This is a genomic window from Pseudonocardia bannensis, assembly GCF_012911875.1.
Lineage (GTDB): Bacteria > Actinomycetota > Actinomycetes > Mycobacteriales > Pseudonocardiaceae > Pseudonocardia > Pseudonocardia bannensis.
Genome location: NZ_JAAXKZ010000027.1, coordinates 18831 through 40123 on the forward strand (window position 1 = coordinate 18831; position 21293 = coordinate 40123).

At 64.1% G+C, this 21293-nt stretch carries 15 protein-coding genes; 6 read left to right on the forward strand and 9 right to left on the reverse strand.

Annotation, left to right across the window (positions count from 1 at the left end; translation table 11 throughout):
* Nucleotides 1-150 precede the first annotated feature (150 nt).
* Nucleotides 151-1851 carry a group II intron reverse transcriptase/maturase gene (gene ltrA, locus HF519_RS10030; RefSeq protein WP_169412447.1) on the reverse strand — a complete coding sequence of 567 codons (1701 nt, stop codon included), beginning with the start codon at nucleotides 1849-1851 and terminating at the stop codon, nucleotides 151-153.
* A 1567-nt stretch (nucleotides 1852-3418) separates the two neighbouring features.
* Here ltrA and HF519_RS10035 point away from each other — a divergent pair.
* Nucleotides 3419-3793, forward strand: a complete 375-nt coding sequence (locus HF519_RS10035) for an ATP-binding protein (protein ID WP_169412449.1) — start codon at nucleotides 3419-3421, stop codon at nucleotides 3791-3793.
* Between the two features lie 87 nt (nucleotides 3794-3880).
* Here the strand turns inward: HF519_RS10035 and HF519_RS10040 are convergent, their stop codons facing one another.
* Nucleotides 3881-4108, reverse strand: a complete 228-nt coding sequence (locus HF519_RS10040) for a dihydrofolate reductase family protein (RefSeq protein ID WP_169412451.1) — start codon at nucleotides 4106-4108, stop codon at nucleotides 3881-3883.
* 174 nt (nucleotides 4109-4282) lie between these two features.
* Here HF519_RS10040 and HF519_RS10045 point away from each other — a divergent pair, with 174 nt between their 5' ends.
* A complete protein-coding gene (locus HF519_RS10045) occupies nucleotides 4283-5527 on the forward strand; it encodes an IS701 family transposase (RefSeq protein WP_438826387.1) in 1245 nt (414 codons plus the stop codon).
* 125 nt (nucleotides 5528-5652) lie between these two features.
* Here the strand turns inward: HF519_RS10045 and HF519_RS10050 are convergent, their stop codons facing one another.
* The 3 genes from HF519_RS10050 to HF519_RS33255 all read right to left on the reverse strand — a co-directional run bounded on the left by HF519_RS10050 (nucleotide 5653) and on the right by HF519_RS33255 (nucleotide 8900).
* Complete coding sequence (locus tag HF519_RS10050) at nucleotides 5653-6285, reverse strand: maleylpyruvate isomerase family mycothiol-dependent enzyme (RefSeq protein ID WP_169412453.1); 633 nt, start codon at nucleotides 6283-6285, stop codon at nucleotides 5653-5655.
* Nucleotides 6286-6407: 122 nt separating this feature from the next.
* The gene (locus HF519_RS10055) at nucleotides 6408-7478 is read right to left on the reverse strand and encodes a hypothetical protein (protein WP_169412455.1); all 1071 of its coding nucleotides are present in this window, start codon (nucleotides 7476-7478) and stop codon (nucleotides 6408-6410) included.
* Nucleotides 7479-7832: 354 nt separating this feature from the next.
* On the reverse strand, nucleotides 7833-8900 hold the full coding sequence (locus HF519_RS33255; RefSeq protein WP_369009244.1) for a glycosyltransferase family 4 protein: 1068 nt from the start codon (nucleotides 8898-8900) through the stop codon (nucleotides 7833-7835).
* A 204-nt stretch (nucleotides 8901-9104) separates the two neighbouring features.
* Here HF519_RS33255 and HF519_RS10065 point away from each other — a divergent pair, with 204 nt between their 5' ends.
* From HF519_RS10065 to HF519_RS10080, 4 genes are all read left to right on the forward strand, one after another.
* Nucleotides 9105-10313, forward strand: a complete 1209-nt coding sequence (locus HF519_RS10065; protein WP_246242994.1) for a glycosyltransferase — start codon at nucleotides 9105-9107, stop codon at nucleotides 10311-10313.
* Between the two features lie 762 nt (nucleotides 10314-11075).
* Nucleotides 11076-12224 carry a hypothetical protein gene (locus tag HF519_RS10070; protein WP_169412461.1) on the forward strand — a complete coding sequence of 383 codons (1149 nt, stop codon included), beginning with the start codon at nucleotides 11076-11078 and terminating at the stop codon, nucleotides 12222-12224.
* 1050 nt (nucleotides 12225-13274) lie between these two features.
* Nucleotides 13275-14312, forward strand: coding sequence for an acyltransferase family protein (locus HF519_RS10075; protein ID WP_169412462.1), 1038 nt, complete (start codon nucleotides 13275-13277; stop codon nucleotides 14310-14312).
* 84 nt (nucleotides 14313-14396) lie between these two features.
* Nucleotides 14397-15767 (forward strand): hypothetical protein, encoded by a 1371-nt coding sequence (locus HF519_RS10080; RefSeq protein ID WP_169412464.1) that lies wholly within the window; start codon nucleotides 14397-14399, stop codon nucleotides 15765-15767.
* Between the two features lie 210 nt (nucleotides 15768-15977).
* Here the strand turns inward: HF519_RS10080 and HF519_RS33260 are convergent, their stop codons facing one another.
* From HF519_RS33260 to HF519_RS10100, 4 genes are all read right to left on the reverse strand, one after another.
* Entirely contained in the window at nucleotides 15978-16844 is an 867-nt protein-coding gene (locus HF519_RS33260) for a glycosyltransferase family 2 protein (RefSeq protein WP_169412466.1), read from the reverse strand.
* Between the two features lie 39 nt (nucleotides 16845-16883).
* Entirely contained in the window at nucleotides 16884-17984 is a 1101-nt protein-coding gene (locus tag HF519_RS10090; RefSeq protein WP_169412468.1) for a polysaccharide pyruvyl transferase family protein, read from the reverse strand.
* Between the two features lie 334 nt (nucleotides 17985-18318).
* Entirely contained in the window at nucleotides 18319-19734 is a 1416-nt protein-coding gene (locus HF519_RS10095; protein WP_169412469.1) for a tyrosine-protein kinase domain-containing protein, read from the reverse strand.
* 118 nt (nucleotides 19735-19852) lie between these two features.
* Nucleotides 19853-21235 (reverse strand): tyrosine-protein kinase domain-containing protein, encoded by a 1383-nt coding sequence (locus HF519_RS10100; protein WP_169412471.1) that lies wholly within the window; start codon nucleotides 21233-21235, stop codon nucleotides 19853-19855.
* Nucleotides 21236-21293 lie beyond the last annotated feature (58 nt).

Below are 21293 nucleotides of genomic sequence, written 5' to 3' on the forward strand. Positions count from 1 at the left end.
GACTCGTCGGCGGTCCAGGACTCATCGTGCGCCTAGGGAACCACACGAGAACCCGGGTCGGGTAGCCCCGGCGCATCACTGCGCCGGGGCCCCCTCAGAACCGGGCGTGCAAGTTTCCTCGCACCCGGCTCAAGCAAGCCGCGAGGGCTGTCAGGCGCGCAGAAGTGCTGGACCGATGCCTCCACGAGGTGACGCAGAGCGTCGGCATCGGGTGTGTACGAGGTGTAGGCGGTCCCGGTCCGGTGTGCCCGGCTCCGCGCCCCCGGCGATCTTCAGGCTGTGCTTGGAGATCGCCTTGCGAGTGACGCGGAACCACTGCTCCCACTCCTCGGTCGAGGTGGGCGCGTGGTCGGCGTGGAGCAGGTAGTCCCCGCAGATCGGGCAGCGCCCGTGCTGACGTTGGAGCTGGAACACGGCATAGCGGCCCAGCGGGGGTTTGTGCTTGCGACGCCGGCGGGCCCAGTAGTCGGCCAGGGCGGGGTCATCTGGTGACGAACCGCCGGTGACCAGCTGGTGCCGGACGATCCTGGTCCAGGAGAACTTGAGGAGGTAGACGCCGCTGTCGCGGTCGCCGAGCACCCATCGGTCCTTCCGGTGAGGATGGAACCTGCCGAAGTAGCGGTCGGCGATCCACTTCTTCGGCTTGTTGCGGTGGCGGCGTGTGGCCCACTTGAGCGCGAGTTTCCACACGTAGTCGTCCAGCAGCGAGAACACTCCGCTGGACACCGCCGCCCGGTAGTAGGCCGCCCACCCGGAGATGATCGGGTTGAGGGTCTGGATCAACGCGAGCACCGTTGCGCCGCGCATCTTCTGGAACACCTCGCGCAGCCGTTTCCGGATCCGCGTGATGGCCGCCGTGCTGGGCTTGATCAGCAGCTTGCCGTTGGGGTAGCGGCGGATGTTGAACCCGAGGAAGTCGAACCCGCGATCTGCATGCGTGATCGACGTCTTGTCCTCGTTGAGGGCGAGTCCTCGGACCGCCAGCCACTGGGCAAGCCGTGCCTTGACTTGTTCGGCCTGCTGCTGGCTGTGGCAGGCGACGACGAAGTCGTCGGCGTAGCGCACCAGCACCGGGGACGTCGCCAGCGCCCACGTGCTGCGGGCGGTGCTGGTTCGATAACGAACCCCGGCGGCCTGTTCGAGCCCGTGCAGCGCGACGTTCAACAGGACGGGGCTGATCACCCCGCCCTGCGGGGTTCCCTCCTCGGTTGGAGCGAACCCCTTGCCCGGTTCGAACACGCCCGCCTTGAGCCATTGCCGGGTCGTTTCCCGTCCGGGGAACGACCCGAGCGCGGCCAATAGCTGGGAATGGTCGATCCGGTCGAACGCCGCGGTCAGATCCGCGTCCAGGATCCACAGCCGTCGGGCGCCTCGCCCGTGCAGCGTATTGAAGATGGCCTCGATCGCGTCGTGACAGCCCCGTCCCGGCCGGAATCCATAGGATCGGATCTCGAACCGGGCTTCCCACTCGGGTTCCAACGCGTTCTTCACGCGGGCTTGCAGCACCCGGTCGAAGATCACGGGAATGCCGAGCGGTCGGAGTTTGTGGCCTGCACCGGCCTTGGGTATGTACATCCGCTTGACCGGCAGGGGCTGCCAGGTCGCGGCCTCGCGTGGCACGCGTGCCACCAGGTCCGCCCTGGCCTCGTCGGTGAGCGCCACCTCACCATCGACCCCGGCCGTCGCGCGGCCAGCGTTGAGCTCGGTGACCCGCTCCACGCCCAGAAGCGTGTTGCTGTGGCTGCGGAGCATCAGTTTCTGCAGGTTGCGGACCCTCTTGTGGTCCCCGGCCTGCGCAGCCTTGAAGATCCTCTGTCGAAGCCGCCCTACGTTGTCCCGAGCCGCGCGCATGCTGACACCTGGTGTCGGTCTGCGCGGCTGCCCGGACTCGCCCTCCGGTCCGTTCGCCACGGCGGCGCGTTCCGCATCTACCGCGGTGTGCGTGTGTGCCATCGGCGTCCAACTTGCCCTTCGGTGAAGACGTCTGCGAGAGACGATTCCAACAGCTCACCTGCCCACTTCAGCACCCCAACATCGGGGCTCGGCGCCTGGCGGGCGCCGGTATCCGGCCACTTATCCGAGGAGCCACGGCAGGAGGACGCCGATCACCCGCTCCCGGTTTCGTGTCGCCTTTCGGCCACCGGCATTCGCTTCTTGGGCATCCTGTTCCCGTCAAGGAATTCGGCCTTCCTCGCGGTCGGCCTACCCCGCCAATTGCGGGGACCCGACGGGGTTCCCACGTTCCGCACGTGTGAGATGCGACCGGATTGGGTGCCCTCTCTACTCCGGGACGGCGGTGCTCACACGACCGACCAGAGCTCTTCGGTCGCCGCCTGCCGCTTCCCAGCGGCCAGTCCTATACCCCGGCTCGGCATCCCATCTCCGAGGCTGTCCGATGACGAAGCATTCGAGGATTCACCTACATTCACCCGCCCGGTCTTCCCCTCGCCTGTGATCCCCGGATGGAGCGGGGACCCTTGGGCTTCTCCCTCAAGCTTCGGACCCCGCCGTCACCAGCGACGCCCGTTGAGGTGGGGACAGGCCCCTGAGCACTGGCCTGGAACTACCCGATCGACATCGTCGATCCTCCAATCCGTAGTTCACTCACGACGTGCGACCTCGTGTCGCACGCTCTGCCCGGACCCGACACCGCTCGGAGACCAAGGAGTTCGGCGGGGTGGTGATCTCCTCACGGCACGCCCGAGGGCTACCGGGCTGCGAGGAGATCACCACCAACACTCGGTGTGAGCAGGAAGACGGCTCGCGCAGACCATGCACGGACGCAGACGGTCTGGTCACGGCTCAGGCGCAGGTCAAGAACCGGTCGGCCGTCCACCGTCAAGCCGCTCCCTGAGTCGGAGCATGGTGCACGCCGCGGCGGGCCACGACGAGCAGAGCGGCCAGCACACGGGAGTGCGGCAAGGAAACGGCCGGGCCATTCGCGGCGGTCAACTGCGGTCACTGACGGCTCCTCAGGACCGAGCTACCGCCGAGGTCAGGGGCAAGACGTGCGGGCGGCAGGCTGCTTCCAAGCTGAATACGCGGGTTCGATTCCCGTCATCCGCTCTCATCACGAAGGCCCAGGTCGCAGGGCGTCCAACCCGGACCTGGGCCTTCGTCGTTCGTCGATCGACTCGCACCGTGTGCCCTCCGCGTGCCCTCAGCCCGTCAGCCCAAGGGGACGCGAGGAGATCGTCTCTCCGGCAGCGGCGGTTGCCGGTGTCAGCAGAGCCGTCGTCGGATCCCCCGGCCGGGCCTGGGACATCCTGCTCCTGGAAGGCCTACCGTTCGTCGCGGCCACGGTGTGCCCCGACGCACCTCAAGGGTGAAGAGGGACGATGCCGGGTAGTCGCGACACATGGCGGCGATCGGCGGCGTCACCCGGACACTGGGGTCCGTGCGGGCGGGAAGGTGCAGCTTGGCTGAGTCGAATGCTCCCCGACGGTCACTCAGCCTCACCTTCCACGACGTCACCCGCCTCCGGGAGTTGCGCCAGTGGCTACGGGCGAACCTGCCCGAGGGCGAGGACATCGAACTCGACGCCGAACTCGTCTGCACCGAACTGGTCACCAACGCCGTCGAGCACGGCGGCGGGCTCTGTGCGATACGGATCGACGTCGACGACGACCGCGTGCACATCGAGGTCGACGACGTTCACGCCTTCGCCCCGCTCACCGTGGGCCGGTCCCGGTTCGGCAGGCATCGCGGACGAGGACTGACGATCATCGACGCCGTCGCCACGTGGGGCGTCACGAGAACCGCCACCGGCAAGACGGTCTGGGCCACGATCTAGCGCTCCACACCGACCATCCACTGCGTCCCCCGGCGTTCGCGCATATCAGACCGCACGAGGGCCCGGGACGAGGACCGGACCATCGCATCACCTTCGGCCAGGACAGGTCAGCGGGCCGCCGGCGCGGCCGGGCCAGGCGGCGGCCATCATCTGCCACGTGCGCCGGCCGAACAGCAGCGCCTCCGTCGTCCCCCTGAGCTCGTTGAACATCGGCCCCATGGTCTGCGGGTCGAAATACGGCATCGACCAGCCGCCGTGGGTCAAGCCGCCGTCGGTGCCCTCCTCGCGGCCGGGCGCCTGCACGACGCCGTCCACGTTCGGACTCCCACCCGGAACCTCGGCGACCCGACGACCAGACCACGGCCCTCGACCGGGTGGCGCGACCGGGCAGAGCTCCCGTCCTCGGCGATGTCCTGCCGGCGCAGTGCGGTCGCCTACCCCGGCACCGATACCTAGTACTCCAGCCGCAGTTCGTTATTGGCTCTTCCGATAGGGTTCGATCTTGTGGAGTCGGCGGAGGATCTCGAGGCGTGGGTGGGTGGCCTGGACGGGTTGTTCGGGCTGGTGGCCGGCCGGTTCTTTCGTGCGGAGCCGAGGCGGCGGGCGCGGGCGTATGTGCGGGGGTTGCTGGCCCCGCTGGCCGGGAAGAACGGGTGGACGCTGGCCGAGGTCGCCGGTGACTCGACCCCGGATGGGATGCAACGGCTACTCAACGCCGCCACCTGGGACGCCGGCGGAGTCCGTGACGACGTGCGGGACTACGTGGTCGAACACCTCGGCGAGCCGGGCGGGGTGCTGATCGTCGACGAGACCGGGTTCATCAAGAAGGGCACCAAGTCCGCCGGGGTGCAGCGCCAATACTCGGGCACCGCGGGGCGGGTGGAGAACTGCCAGCTCGGGGTGTTCCTGGCCTACGCCACCGGCAAGGGCCGCACCCTGATCGACCGCGAGCTCTACTTGCCCAAGTCCTGGACCTCGGATCCGGAACGCTGCCGAGAGGCGGCGGTGCCCGACGAGGTCGCGTTCGCCACCAAGACCACGCTGGCCCAACAGATGCTCGGGCGCGCCCTCGATGCCGGAGTTCCGGCGGCCTTCGTAGCGGCGGACGAGGCATACGGGCAGGACTACAAGTTCCGCTCCTGGTGCGAGCAGCGCCGGATCGGCTACGTCGTCGCGGTTCCCCGAAATCAGTCCATCCCGTTGTCCCTGGACGCCGACATCTCCCAGATCGGCGGCTCACGACGGGCGGACGATCTGGTCGCCCGGGCCCCGGAGCAGGCGTGGAAGCGCCGCTCCGCCGGTCCGGGCGTGAAGGGGGAGCGGTTCTACGACTGGGCCGCGGCCTCGCTGTATCCGCCCGAGAACGCCCCGGCCGGGTGGGGACGCTGGTTGCTGGTGCGCCGCCAGATCCTCACCGAGGAGCAGCTCCAGGCCGGGGTCGAGCCCGAGTTGGCCTACTACCTGTGCGCCGGACCGCCCGGCACCACCGACGACGACCTGATCCGGGTCGCCGGCACCCGCTGGGCGATCGAGGAATGCTTCCAGACCGCGAAGAACGAGGTCGGACTCGACCAGTACCAAGTCCGCCGCTACGACGCCTGGTACCGGCACATCACCCTCGCCCTGCTCGCCCACGCCTACCTCTCGGTCACCGCGGCGATCGCCCCAAAAGACCTGGCAGCGGCCTCATCCCGCTCACCCTCGCCGAGATCCGACGTCTCCTGGCACCTCTGATCCACATCCCCACCCAGAGCTTGCGATGGGCCTGGTCGACCTGGCGACGACGACACCAACATCGAGCCCGGGTAGCCCACTACCGCCGTCGAGAGCAACGCACCTAACGAACTGCGGCTGGAGTACTAGCAGCGCTCGCGCAGCGTCGCGACGCCGGCCCCGGTGAGTTCGTCGCAGTACGCCGCGCGCCTGGACATCGCCATGAGGAGGGCCAGGGTGGTGCCGGACACGAGCGGCCCCGAGCCGGTGGCGAAGGGTCCGTCCGTGGCGACGAGACGCAGGCCGCCCACTCGACCCTTGGCGAGGACGATCTGGTCGGACTCCTGGTAGTACTCGGCCACCCGCGTGACGATCTCGATCGGGTGCTCGCGCTTGATGCCCAGAGGCCACCGGATGTCTTCCGAGTGCACGACCACCTCGCCGAGCCACGCCACCGTCGGCGCGGGCGGTGCGGTCGTACTGGTGATGACCCGCTGGAAGCCGGCGAGGGTCTCGGCCGGCGACGAGCCCAGGTGCTCGGCCAGGCGCATCGCCACCTGCTTGTCGAAGTCGAACCGGCAGCGGATCACGCCCGCCATCCAGCGCACGGGGTTCAGGCTCGCGGCCGCGGTCATGTGCGCGAGAACCTCCCGCACCGTCAGCCCGGCACACAGGGACGGGGCCGCCCACTGCTCGTCGTCGAGGCCCGCGAGGTCGCAGGCCAAGGCCGTCCGCTCGGCATGGACCAACGGCCAGGGGCCGGTCTTCGTCCTGCTCATGCCAGTCAGACCGGGCACGAGAGAAGAACTCATAGGCGCCCGTCTCGAGGCCCGGGAAGGTCCCAACGCACTACGACGACGCTCGGTTGGTGCCAGTGGTCAGGACCGCGGACCGGGCTGCCTCACGCTCCAGTGCCTGGCAAGCGCAACGACCTGACCAGGACTATGCCTAAAACTATCGCCAAGCAAAGATAAACCGCCGATTCAAGAATGAACGCGCCACCCGCGCCCCCGGTTATCACAGCGAAAGGTGCAGATGCCATCCCCACCACACCGATCACGACGCGAATCCACGTTGCCCTCCACGTCACACCAGATGCACGCAGGACAATTGTCGGGATCACCGAGAAAGATGCAGCCAATCGACTAAGGGCACCCAAGAGCAGCAGCGGTTGAACCGACCACCAGACATCACCCAGCAGCCGGGATCCAACTTCGTTCGGAACCGCTAGGAGCGAACAAAACGTGATCGATACACCCACTAAGAAGAACAATCCTAGCTGAGCGCTAGTTCGCACGACACTCCAGTTCGCGCCCATGTTCACACGTGCCACCAGGTCGCGCAAGATTGTCACTCGCGCAAAATTAATGAGTATGCTGGTAAGTCCGTACAGCGACACTGTCGCCCTGTATGCCGCAACTGCGACAGGACCAGAGAAGATGTCCAGAAAAACCATGAGCGAGTAGCCAGACAATGCTCCGGACAGCACTTCAAGAAAATAGGCGGAGCCCATGCTCGAGTGAAGGTGCAGCCACCTAATCCCACCCGCTAAATCTATTCGAACCAACCTCACTGCGATTGCTGCAAGAACGAGCGAAGCGACCACTCCTGCAGCAGCGATCACAGCAGCGTATGCCTCTCCAGACATAGCACCCGCAACTAGGATCAATACCGGTTGCAAGACTGCCGACGCGCAGCCAAAAAATAGGAGTACTCCGGATCGATCCTCTTTTATCAGATAGACGCGAATGCCGTCTTGAAACAAGGCTGCAGCAGCAAATGCAGCGGTACTACCCGCTAGCCTGCTGTCCACCGTTAATGCCACCATGATAAAATACACCGCGGGGGAAACCAACACCGCAAGCCATGTCACCGCGCCAAACATATCTACTGTAGATGTGCCCCGTTTATCTGAACGGGTGCTACTTACAAGCAGCACTTCGCCCGTGAACGATCTCGCCAGAGACTGCACGAGCAAGACTGTCCCTACGGCGAGACTGAACTCGCCAACAGCACTCGCAGACAGGTACTGAGCAGCGGACACAAGAGACAATAGAGACGCCATACTCGCGAGCGCCTGCTCGATGATCGATGCAATCCGTCTACTACTTAGCACTGAGCAGCCCCTCACAACCGCAAGCCTCGTGGAGACGGTTCAGCGCACTGACTATTGGAGATCGCCTGCGCGTGCACGTCTCGCGCAAAAACGGACAGTCCGCTACAGTCAGCCTCCAGGATAAACACAGCGCTTCCCTCACCGCTAGAAACATTAAAGCCAGGTAGCGACGAATTCAAGAAACGTTTCCCGGAAGTACAGGCGCTTCCATCAATCGAGAAGTCGAGTGTACACGTCCAGATGCGCATTTACACTTTCTGACCAGTCGAATCTCTGACTCCACAGCGGCCCTTCTCTGCGGCACTTGTCTCGCCAGTCATCATCGATCAACGCATTCAGTACACCGGATGCAATCCCTTCCACATCAACCGACTCGAACAACATCGCCGGGCCGGCCAAATCCCTGAGAGAACCACGATTGGAACAAATCACTGGAGCGCCCGCCGCCATCGCTTCCAGCACCGGAAAACCGAAGCCTTCGTAAAGACTCGGAAAGACAAACAGCTGACAACGATGCATTAAGGCAGCCCGATCCGCATCGGAAACAAATCCAACATAGATCACGTTCTCCGCTGCCTCTATATCTCGCAGCGTTTCCGCGTAATTCCACGCGGGCTTTCCCGCGATCACAAGCGGCACTCCGAGATCCCGTAGAGCGGTAGCTTCGAAAGCCCCCACCAGCGCCCGTAGGTTCTTTCGTGGCTCAATATTGCCAACATACAATGCGAAATTCTTAGGAAGGATTCCAGCAAGGCTGCCCGAAATATCCTCACTTCTACTCATAGATGCTAGGTCGATGCCATGCGGGATGACTGAAATTCGGTCTCTCGGCACTGAGAAGACTTCTGATATGTCGTCGGCGCTCGAACTCGACACTGTTATTACCGCATCTGTCGAATCGATCGCCCTTCGCACTCGTCCACGCCAAGCCAATTCCTGCGCACTATTTCGTGCAGTCCTTATCCATCGGCTTGCAACGCCATGAACGGTCACCACAGATGGAGCTCGAACTCGAAACAGAGGGCCCGTGTCTGCAATGTAGTGGAGTACGCTGTCGGCTGGAGCCTTTCGAAGTCCGTCGATTGTTTCCCACAAGATCGTCGTCAGGGGTGATGATCCTGTCCGGATGTGTCCGACCTCTACACCCGAGTCGCGCAATCCGCGGGCCAAGTACCTTGCATATGTACTATTACCGCCAACATTCTTTGCCAGAAACCTCTCAGACATAAGTACTCTCACTGGCCTCGGAAGTCCTTTCCCCGTCACATCCCGGCCCATACAGTACGCGCTCCCGTTGCGACACGTCTTATTCAGTAACCGCTTTCAGCGCCGAGGTCGAACCTCGCTGTTGTCGCTCCGTGCCGAGCAGGGATGCTGCTTCAACATCTACGAATGAGCCTAAGGCTGCGGGGAGCCCTCATGCAATCAATGTCCCTCTCCTGTACCTCACTCGGAGCTCGGTGTCGCGCTAGGGTGCGATGTATGGAACGATCCCGGCCAGACGCCAAGACCAACCTCACGGACTTGCCCATACAGGGCCAGCCCTCGCCTGAAGTGTGGGCGGACGGACAGGTTCCATCGGCGCGCCACACAGTCACGATATTGCACGTGGCGCAGCCCACAACAGGGGGCGTCTACCGCTATTTGACCAAAGTCTGTAGGTATCAGCTGTCTTTAGGGTGGCGTGTGCTCGTTGCGTCACCCACCGATGGCCCACTCGCCGCGGACGTTCAGTCAACTGGTGCGCGACACATTCCCTGGCAAGCAGAACGCGCTCCCGATCTCGCTGTCATCCGCGAAACACGCCGACTTAAAGCGATCGTTGATGCAATCAGTCCGGATATCATTCACCTCCATTCATCAAAGGCGGGCCTTGCGGGTCGGTTGGCCATACGGGGATCCCGCCCCACCATATTTCAGCCGCATGGCTGGTCGTGGCTAGCAATCTCAGGGCCTGCAGGACACCTGGCGATGCGATGGGAGCGGTTGGCCACCCGGTGGTGCGACAGATTGATTTGTGTTGGTAGCGGCGAAGCCAAGGTGGGAAGATTGGCCGGCTTAAAAGCCACGATGGAGATCGTACGTAACGGCGTTGACCTACAAGAGTTTCAATTTTCTGATGCCAAAGCCAAGGACATCGCCCGCCAGAATCTCGGTTTGTCGCCCTCGGCAAAGATCGCGATCTGTTCGGGGCGATGGTCCCTACAAAAAGGGCAAGATGTGCTTTGTTCTGCATGGCAATCGGTTACGTCTGCAATTCCAGCAGCACGCCTAGTGTTCGTCGGCGCCGCCGACGGCGACGATAATAGGCACTTGGGTGCACTGGACGAGACCATTTCGAGCGTTCCAGCCGTTCCAGACATGCGCCAGTGGTACGCGGCGGCCGACCTTGTAGTGATTCCCTCCCGCTGGGAAGGCTTACCATTAACCGCCCTCGAAGCACTGGCGAGTGGGCGCCCCATCGTCGCATCATCTATCCCAGGCCTCGACGAAGTTGTAACTGAGGACGTCGGTCAAGTAGTTCCTGCCGGAGATGCTGATGAGCTCGCTTCCGCGATAGTGACGTGGCTGACTAAACCTAGCAATATTGAATCCGGGTGCGCAGCAGCACGGAAGCGCGCTTCGCTATTTGACGAGGCCGACAGTCTTTCCCGCTTAGCAGCGTTAACGATTTCCCTTGTAGAGAGGTAGATCGTCGTTCTATCCACATGGGACGCGCGTAGTACATGCTTGGACTAAGCGTCCCCTTGTCTCGCGCTTCCTGCGGAGTGGGTCGATGGCGTCGACGAGCGTGAACCCCGGAAGGTCACCAGCCTCGACGAGGGTCGTCGGCGATGCTGCAGATCCTAATTGTGCGGCACAAGGGGATAGCTCGGACCGCGTGGTCGTGCGGCGGCATCGTCTGTAGGAAGTCGCCGCTTGGTAGCGCGCCCTGTTCACCGACCGTCCCGCACCTCCCACCCCTCCCGCGACGGAAACCTCGCCCCGATGAATGAACGCCGCAGTGCTGCATGCGTCTGTCGCCTACCGCGGGGTGCAGCGTCGACTTCGAGAGCCGGCGCGAGCAGAACCACATGGGTCGCGGCCAGACTGCCGTTGGAGCGTGTCCGGTCCCTCAGATGCCCCGGGGTTCTCCGGGCAGCGGGCCCCCAGGCGCCAGGCACCGGATTGGGTTGGGGCGGCCGTCACGGTCCTCAGAATCCCTGCGGACGGGCCACCTGAGCGGCAAGCTCATCATCACGATTGATGACGAGGCGGGAGGACAGCTAACGCCCTGCGGTCGAGCGGCGACAGGTGATCGTGAACAGCCCCAGCGTCCCAGCGATGAGGCCGGCCGACGACGACTCAATAGCTCGAGGATCAGGCCTCCCACGGCATCGCAAACCTGCCAGACCTGGTATAGCGCAGCAGTACTCTCTGGCGCCGGCGCTCATCACGTCCAGGGCCATCCCCATGCTGGCCGCCGCCATCTCCGGCCTGGTCGGTGTCGTCGCGCTCTCAGTGCTACCCGACCCCGGTGCCGCAGGCGTGACTCACGACGGTGCGCAGTATGTCCGGATGGCTACTGAAGGGATCGGGGCTGGAGGCGCGCCCTTCGGCTACCGGGTGATGTTCCCTTTCATCGTGTCCCTGCTTCCTTTCGAGACCGGACTCGGGTTTCACATTCTGACCGTGGCGGGTCTCAGCGCAACATCCGCGTTGCTCGCCATGTGGGTCATTCGGCGGGCTGGACGCCGCTGGGCCGCCCTCGCCGTGCTTCTCTTTTGGGCATCGCCGACGTTCGTGTACGCGCTGCAGAACCCGTACCTGGTCGACCCGCTGGCGTACGCCCTCATGGTCGGCATGCTCTTCGCGGCGGATCTCCGTCGCTGGTGGCTACTCGCCGCGTTGACCGTGGTCGGGGTGCTGACAAAGGAGTCGGTGCTGTTCGCGTTCGTGCCGGTCCTCGCCGCCGGCTTGCTGCGGCGAGACCGGGTGCGGGTTGTGGCCGGTGGCGCAGGCGCTGCTGCTGGGGTGCTCACCTACTGGGCGGTGCGTCGTTTGCCGTTGGCCGAGGCGCCGCTGTTCGACTACCTGACAGCCGGGAACCTCGAGCTGGTGTTGGAGTCGCGGGCGGCTGTTCACGGCTCGGCGCCGATGGCAGCGGTGGCCACGTTCGTGTTCGTATTCGGGCCACTGTGGCCGCTGGTGGTCGGGGTTGGTGCGCGCATCGCAGAAGTCCGCTACCTGGGGACCCTTCTCATCCCGGTGGTGGCGTCGATGGCCATCGCCACCGACTGGCCTCGGATGCTCGCTTTCGGGTTCCCTGCGTTGATCCTCGCCGCGGTCATGGCCCGGCCGACTGTGATGCAGTCGGCCACACTCGTGTCGTCGGTCGCGGCGTTGACGGCTGCAGCCGTGATGCTGCGCCCCGGGCCAATGCTGTACCTCGTGGGCGCCGTGGCGATGACGATAGGCGTGGCGGCGGCGGTGGCCGCGCTGCGGTCCGGAACCGTTGGGGAATCACGCTGGCCGGTGGGACCAGGGGCGCCACGGCCCGTCGGGCCAACTCTTCCACAGACGGTCAGCCCACACGGCGCATACGTAGCCCGAGGAACGTAGCGTCGTTCGCGACGGTGTGTCCGCGGCGTCGGCGCCGAGCCGAAAGAGCCCGAAGTGCTAGCCCCGGGCGCCACCGCGATCGAGCCGAGGTCCAACTGTCATCGTCGCCGTCTGGCGCCGGAGCGACTTCAAGGCCGCCGTCGACGAACCCATCGCCGCCGGTGAGCAGATCCCAGCGGTGTGTGCGGAGTTGCCGCGGGTTCGGCCACGTCCAGCCCCCGCACCCAACCCTGTTGGACCACACCAACGAGATGTAAAGCGTCGCCAGCCGCTGCAGGAACAAGCCCATTCTGGTCGACACAAAGGCATTCCGGGTAGCCGCTAGACCTGGGCGGTGTTGCATGCGAAGCGCACCACGCCTGCATCGACGACCGTACCGGCAAACGGGCGGTACCGCGCCGATCTCGAGCACCGGCGCAAGCAGATCCGACACTCCATCGTCGGGCGGCCTTTCGAGTGGATCCAGCCCTCAGATCCGCACGACGGTGATTCGCACGGCTGCGGCGCGGAGATGTCGTAGTCAGTCGCTGTATCCCCGTCTAGCGGCACACGGACGTCGCGCAGGTGACGGCGGGTGCGGCCCTAGGAGTCGCCAGCGGTGAGGAGCAAGTCGAGCACGTCGAGACCTCCACAAACCCGGCCTTTAGAACGCGGTGAAAACCCGGCTCGCGACCGGTTAAGGCTGCGGGACGCGGGCGTGCTGTGTTCGGACGGCCGACGGTTGTCCGCCGGTGAGTCACGGAAATTACCAGGTTTGGTGGTGTTGTAGGGCTGCGCTAACGCTTCGAGGTGCGCCGCGCGATAGGCCAATTATGCATAGCGCGGAACCAGCGGACGACACAGAGTCGGGCCGACTTACGGTACTCGACGGCTTAAGAGGGGTAGCCGCACTTGTCTTCGTCATCTATCACAGTATGAACGTCTCGTCTGTCTTCAGCAGCCCGGATCTCTTCTCCGGTCTGCGACCGACAGAGTGGCAGTGGTGGCCGGTCTACTCGCCGGCGCATCTGCTGTGGGCGGGTCACGAACCAGTGTTCGTGTTCTTCGTGCTTGTCCGGATTCGTGCTCTTGCTGCCGTTTCTCAGCGGGCGGGCGTCCTGGCGCTGCTATTATCCAAAGCACCTGATCCGCTTGTACGTGCCCGTGTGGGCATCGCTCGTGTTCGCGAAGATCCTCACCACTGTGGCTCCTCGCCTGGCTCGACCTGAACAGAGCCACTGGATCAACCAGCACGCTCCCAACCCGAGCGCGGCGACGCTCGTGCGGGATGCACTGCTGTTGTCGAACCCGTCGTGGCTCAATAACACGCTGTGGTCGCTTCGATACGAAATCACCTTTTCGCTGTTGCTGCCGCTCTACATCCTCGCAGCAGTGAAGTTCCGCCGCTGGCGGATAGCGAAGCTGCTGCTGCTCGCGGCGACTGCCGTCGGTTCCGAATTTGGGACAGGACCAACGCTATGCCTGCCCATGTTCGGCGTCGGCGTGGTGATGACCGTGGAACGCGACACGCTCGCAGGCTGTGCGGCCCGCATCACCAGGCTCGGATGGTTGGCGCTGATCGGTGCGTCGCTGGTCCTGCTCCTCGCCGAGTGGGCGCCCCTGACCTTCAGCCCCCAACATCTGGATGTGTTGGTGCTGCTCGGTGCGTCGCTGCTGGTCTTCGTGTTCCTAGACCACTCAATGGCCCGGCGGTTCGGTGATTTGCGGGTCCAACCAGTGGTTGGGCCGCCTCTCGTTCAGTCTGTATCTGACGCACCTCTCGATCGTCGTGTCGGCCGCGATGCTGCTGAGGACCGACGACACGGCGATCGTGCTGACGATCGCACCGCCGTTGTCCCTGGTTACCGCATGGGTGTTCTTCCGCCTGGTCGAGCGACCGACGCAATTTCTCGCATCGAAGGTCCGCCGGTGGGTGGCTCCGCAACACGGGGGGCAGCATCAGCTACCCAACACAGCTGCTCCCGAGTCGGCTACCGGCGTCGCAGCTACGTGACGTCGTTGGCTACCGCGGAGTTGAGGCGGCACCGATGCCCCGGGTCGGTTACCGTCTACCCGTCGAGCCACGCGACGAGCGGTTCATCAAGATGAGGTAACTAGCTTGGCTGAGCACTAATCCTGCGGCCGCGCTGGCTATACCCAGCTGAGACCTTTGGGACGAGGGGGGCCGCACAGGTGGCACGGGCAGCAACACGCAGCGCACCACAGCGTCCCGCCCGCGACAGCCTGTCCACCTACGGCGACGGGCCTCGATACGTGGAGTTCACGTTCCCGTGGTGGCTGCATCCGATCTCGCTGGTGGCGCTCGTTCCCCTAGCCACGGCGCTGGTCTCGATCCTGTTGCCGGAGTCGGCGTACGAGATTTGGCGGGTCCGCAAGCACCTCGACTTCGAGGAGTCCGTCACGCTGCTGGTCGGGCTCGTCAGCCTGTTCCTCGGGCTCATCCTCACGTCCTACAGGCACGGACACTCGTCGCGACTTCGGTTCCACATCTCCGACACACAACTTCGACGGCTTCACGTCGCGTACCGCTGGTCTTTCCGGTTAACCGTCGTCGGGTACGTCCTGTGGATGGGGTTCGCTGTTGCCAGCGGAGTCGGTTCGGCGCAGCTATTAGCCGTCCTCGAACAGCAGCAGGGCGCGATCTCCGGGTTGAAGGAGAACGCCCGACCCGTCGGCGGGCTGACGACCCTCACCCAGTTCGGCTCAGTCACAGCGGTCCTCGGCGCGCTCTTGCGGCGGATCGACGCCGGGTCCCGGTGGTATCGGGCCATCATCGTATTCGCGCTGTTCCGGGCGCTGTTCTACGCGGAGCGGCTGGCACTGATCGAAGTGGTCCTACCGCTCATCATCTTCCACGTACTGACAACCGAAAGCCGGCCCGATTGGAAGAGCCGCGTTGTGCGGCTGCTCCCCCTCTATGCCGTCCCGGCTTTGTGGGCAGTGTTTGGGGCGTTCGAGTACTTCCGCAGCTGGGCCATACTGCGGTATCAGACCTCGGAAAGCTTCTTCGAGTTCGTGAGCCTGCGACTGCTCGGATACTACGTGACCTCCTACAACAACAGCGCGCTATTTGATGTCGCGCTGCAGAACCTGCCCGGGCCACAGTCCCCGTACCAGTCGTTTCCGCTGGTGTGGAACGCCCCAGGGCTCAGCGAGGTACTGAACCCACCAACCTACCTGGGGATGAGTTCGGGCGAGTGGATCGAAGGAGTTTTGGTGCGTCACGCCGACCCACAGTTCACCAACAAGGGGTCGTTCCTGCTCACCCATGGTGAGATGGGCCTGGTCGGAATGGTCCTCGTCTGGTTGATCACAGGGCTCGTGATCGGATCCCTATACGCGTCGATCATGCGTGGCAACCTGGGTGCCCTGCTCGGCTACGCGACCGTCGCAATCGGACTGCTCGAGCTACCTCGCATTATCTATTGGACCGAAGGCCGGGCATTCCCGGTGCTCATCGCCGTTGTCACCCTCGTTCGGATACTGCGACCCGCCAAGACGTCGGCCTGTCTTCGATCTTCGCGCCGCCCTTCACAGGCATAAGCCGGGAAGGTCACCTCGTTCCCGAGCGTGTCGGTCGCGTAGCGGCCCACTCGGACAACCGGAAGTAGCAGATGCCCAGATCACCGGGACGGGCTTCGTGGTCCACGACCATCGCCGCGGTCACATCTGGCGCGGGCGAGTCATCTTCCAACCTCGCTGTGGATCTCACTACCTATTGCATGCCGGAGTCGGGCATCACTCATGCCCCGCCTACCGTTTCAGACAAATCCCCATCATACCTTCAATACGGCCGAGTAGCGCGGCGGACTTTGCGAGCAGTCTCGGTCGCGATCTTGCTGTGACGACGGCCCCGATAGAGCGAAGGGTGAAGAGTATGCGTGCGGGAACCGAATATCGTAATCTATACACACGGCCCGTGCCGCGCCCGTACTTTCGATGCCGCTCGAATCCTATCAGCCCTCCGGAAACAGGCTGCGGATCCTCCCATACCTCGATATCTGGAGCACCTAGAACCCGGTACCCTTTCTTGATGCCACGTAGGAGCAAGTCTGTTCCCTCGCCAGACTGCCATGGAGTTCGAGACCCCAACCCAAGGCTCTCGTCATATCCTCCAACCCCATGGATAAATCGCCTCCGGAAAAAGTAGGCAGCTTCTATCGAGCCGCTCCAAACATTGCTAGCGTCTAGGTCGATCGTCTGATTTGGAAACTGATGCCTGCTGGGAATGCGGCCTGGCAAATAGAGGCTGCCACTTAGCGCTTCCGCACCAGTTCGCTCAAGCAGGCCCCATGCCTTCTCGAACGCGTTATCGCTATACCAAACGTCGTCATCAGGTAGAGCTACTATATCCCAATCACACTGCAGCGCTTCCAACCCTCGATTCCGCGCGCGTGATAAGCCGGTCTCAGAGCGTATGACTCGAGCGTTCTCGAATCCATAAGCTGTAAGCAATGAGTCCGGTAACAATACGGGTCCTTGCGACACAACTACGACTTCATGGGGAGGAAACGATTGCTTCTGAATGGAAGTGAGCAGTCGTAGCAGCTTGGTCGCTGAAGCGCCCAGTGTGGGTATTACGACCGCAATAGTGGGGCGACTGGTCATCTTGCCGTCCATTTTAGACAGGAGGGGAGCCGGACTTGAGTTTCTTCGCCTTCAGGCCGTCGAGCAGACTGCGGCCCTAATCTCATCGATGACCTGCGTACGCTGTTGGCGTACTCTGTGAAGCGCTGCATGTATCGTGCCCCAGTACCCGCCTGGGTCCTGCAGTATTGACTCGATCGCGCCGCTTACTTGCTGCGCCCGGAAGGTGCGGGCGTCGAATACATAGTCACCCAAGCCAAGATCTTCAAAGGCTGCCCTACCCTTACGCTCATAGCTAAGGTGGATTGCAGGCACGCCTAGCATGATGCTCCTCAGGGCGCCGTGTAGCCGAACTGAAACAACTGCTTTCAGGGCATTACCCTGTAGTGCCTCTTCCAAGGAGCATCGGGCGTGCACTCCAAGAAGTTCAAGGTAGAAGTTGGTGTCGTCGTTGCCCGAGTAGGTCGACTGGACAACTGGCATCCAGGAATCGGATCTGCCAAAAAGCTCCCGTACTTGAGTGTGATACCCGCCTGGAGCTCGAAGATTACGGATAACCAAGCCAATGTGGTGCGCAGCCGAATCCTGAGAAGTCGGGTGGGTCTTCCCCATCTCTAGGATCGCCGTGTCAGCTACTCGCGCTACATTTGGGAGTCTTCTTAGCTCCGTCGTCGAGACATCATCCCTCAGAAATATGCGCTGAGCGCGCTTGAGATACCCCGCAAGGAGTTGACGATACCCGTTCGGATATGGACCGATACTCTGCGGCAGCATGATCCAGGGCACGCCAGCTCTGCTCGCGACCATGATTTGGGCGCCATGAACCAACGTTGACTTCAGTAGTTCCGCTGCATGGCCGCCCCGAAGATAGCCTCCGCCGACCGAAACGATGAGATCAGCCTGTTGAATCCGTGTTGCAAAGCCCCTCGCCAATCCGACACGTCCGCCACTAGCCACGAGAACTGCTCCAGCGGCTCCGCGGGTAGCTCGACCTCTTCCCGGCAGAGGCGACACTACATCTAAGCCCGAGAACGAATCCGGGTCGGCTGCTATTACACTAATATCTACATTCGAGCCGACTGCTTCTTGGACCAGATCCACGGCAAGCTCTACAAGCAGGCCGTCACCCCTGTTTTCTGCACTATATGCGTTTAACAGGACTACTTTTCTCAAGTCAACTCCTCAGCTCGTTGAGATATCATGCGCGGCGCGATCAGCTGCTTCCTACGTAGTGGCGATTGGTCCCAATTCCGTCCACGGATTCGCGCTACGACTTAGGGTGACACGGTCCATCTACACCGATTGGCAAGCCAGCAGGGTGCAGGGACAGGGCGTTGCGGACCTCCTCGATCACGGCTTCGGCAGGTGCGAGGCCGGCGATACCGCCGACGCGCATGGGCGTCTGGACGCAGAGGGAGATGCCCTCCACGAGTGCGCCGCCGGCACCTTAGAGTGAGTGAAGACTTGGGCTTCAATTTTTGGATCCGATACACGCTTCCGCCTATTGTTACCGGCGGCTCCGCTGAGTGACGGAAAGGCCATTCGGCGACGCCAGCTCCCTCGGTAGGTCGGTTGTGTAATAGTCGTTGTACTGGGCGTACGCTCGCGGTCCGCCGCTCGGAACCATCGTCAGCACCGTCCCCAGGAGGCGGGCCGAGACCGCGTTGAGCGCGTCCCTCGTGGCAGTCACCTGGACCGTCGTCGTCGCCCCGAAGCGGCACACCACCAACGCCCCATCGGTGAGGGGCGCGACGGCGACGGCGTCGGTTACGGGGAGCAAGGGCGGAGCGTCGATGAGAATCGAGTCGTAGTCCCGTCGCAGTGCATCGAGCAGGTCCCGCATCTGTTGCGAGGCGAGCAGTTCGCTCGGGTTCGGCGGCAGCGGACCACTCGCGAGCACATCGAAGGCCCCGCCGCCCCACGGCTGCAACACCTGGCCGAGCTGTGCCTTACCGGCCAGCACGTTGGTCAGACCGACCGAGCGGTCCAGGCCCAGGTAGTCGGAGGCCTTGGGCCGCCGCAGGTCCGCCTCGATCAGCAGTACGTGCCGGTCGGCCGACGACAGCGCGATGGCCAGGTTGCACAGCGTCGTCGTCTTGCCTTCCCCCGCCACCGCGCTCGTCACAACGATGGCCTGTGGCGGCTCGTCGATCCCGACGAACTGGAGATTCGTCCGTAGCTGCCGGAACGCCTCCGCGCGGGGTGATTGCGGGTCCTCGTGAACGGTCAGCGGCCGTTTGGGTACGCCGGCGTCGAAGGCAACGATTCCCAGGTTGGGTGCGCCGGAGACCTCGCGCAGCTGTTCCGGGGACTTGATCGACGTGTCCAGTGCGTTGCGGACCAGCGCAGCACCCACTCCGACGGCGACACCGGCGAGCAACCCGAGCACGAGCGTCACGGGCAGCCCAGTGGACGTCGGCGCGCTCGGCACCGACGCCGGCTCGACGACGCGGACGATCACGGGCGCGACGCCGCCGGGCCCCGTCGGGCGCTCGATCTCCTCGACGATCTGCGGGAAGACCTCGCCGATGGCGTTGACGATCTGCGCGGCCCGCTGCGGCGACGGATCGGTCACCGCAACGTCGATCAGCACCGAGTCGAGCTTGCTTGTCGTCGTGATCTGCTTTGCCAGCTCGTCCGGTGTCTCGACCAGGCTGAGCCGGCTCGCGACCTCACCACTCACCCGGGCACTGCGGAGCAGCTCGGTGTACGAGGTCACGCGCTGCGCGGAAAGCTGCGCCCCCTGGTAGGCAGCGTTCGGCGTGTCGCCGACCTGCGCGGACACGTACATCGTCAAAGATGCGGTGTACTCGGCCGGTCGCAAGAACCATGTAGCGGCAGCTCCGGCGAGCCCTAGCACCACGGCCACCACGATGACGAGCCACTGCTCGCGCATCACCCGGAAGTAATCCCGGACCGTCATGATCGGCCTCCCGTGCCGTCCGTCCGAGGCGCCCGCGCGGCCGGCCGCGGGACAGGCTTGACTGGCGTCGTGTCGGCGGCCACAAAGCGCGGCTCCCGCGCAATGCTCGGCATGTCGTTCATCGGGGCGACGGCATGATCGGCGCCTCGGTTCGGTAGTACGCGTTGTACTGCGCGTAGGCCCGCGGGCCCGACCTCGGGACCATCGTGAAGACCGTGCCCAGCAACCGTGCCGACACCGCCCGCAGCGACTCTGCCGACGCCTCCACCTGCCCACGTGTCGTTTCTGAGAATCGGCATACCAGCACCACGCCGTCGGTCGCAGGCGCCAGTGCGGCGGCGTCCGTCACCGGAAGCAGTGGCGGGGTATCGATGAGCACCACGTCGTAGCGCTCCTTCAGGTCCGCGAGCACGACCCGCATGTGCTGCGACGCGAGCAGCTCGCTGGGGTTCGGCGGCAGCGGGCCGCTCGCGAGCACGTCGAAGCGGCCGCCCGCCCACGGCTGCAGGGCCTGCTCCAGCCGCACCCGCCCGGACAGAATGCTCGTCAACCCGACCGACCGCTCCATCCCCAGCAGGTCGGCGACCTTGGGGCGTCGCAGGTCGGCCTCGACAACCACCACCCGGCTCCCGGCGGAGGCCAGCGCGATCGCCAGGTTGACGACCGTGGTCGTCTTCCCCTCGGACGGCAGCGAGCTCGTCACCGTGATGACCTTCCGCGGGTTGTCGACGTCGACGAACTGCAGGTTCGTCCGCAGCTGCCGGAACGCCTCCGAGCGCGGCGACTGCGGGTCCTCGTGCACCGTCAGTGGCCGCTTCGGGATCTGCGGGTCGCGCGCGATCGTGCCGAGGTTCGGGGCGCCGGCCGCCGCCAAGAGTTGCTCGGGTGACTTGACCGAGGTGTCGAGGGCGTTGCGTGCCAGCGCCGCGCCGACACCGACCGCCAGCCCGGCCAACAGTCCCAGCGCGAGCATCACGGGCAGCCCGGTCGACGACGGCGCGATCGGTACGGCCGCCGGCTGCACCACCCGTACCGCCACGGGCGCGACGCCGTTCGGGGCTGACGGCCGCTCGAGCTCGTCGACGAGCCCGGTCAGGGCAGCACCCACCGCGTTGGCGATACGCGCGGCCTGCTCGGCCGATCGACCGGTGACCGCGACGTCGATGAGTACCGAGTCGAGCGCGCTCGAGGCGCTGATCTGCTGCGACAGCTCCTCAGGAGTAGTGGGCAGCCCCAGTTCCTGGATCACCTCGCGGCTCACCCGGGTGCTGCCGACGAGATCCACATAGGACGTCACTCGTTGCTGGGAGAGAAGGCTCCCTTGGTAGGCCGCGTTCGCCGTCTCCCCGGTCTGGGCCGAGACGTACATCGTGAGCTTGGCCGTGTACTCGGCCGGGCGGAGGAAGAACGCTCCACCTGCGCCGATAAGTCCGATGAGGACTGCCGCGATGACGACGATCCACTGTTCACGCAGTACACGCAGGTGGTCCTGCAATGTCATCGATCAACCTCGCCGGCGAGAGAGCATCTCCTCATGATCCATCTGGGGTAGCGCTTGA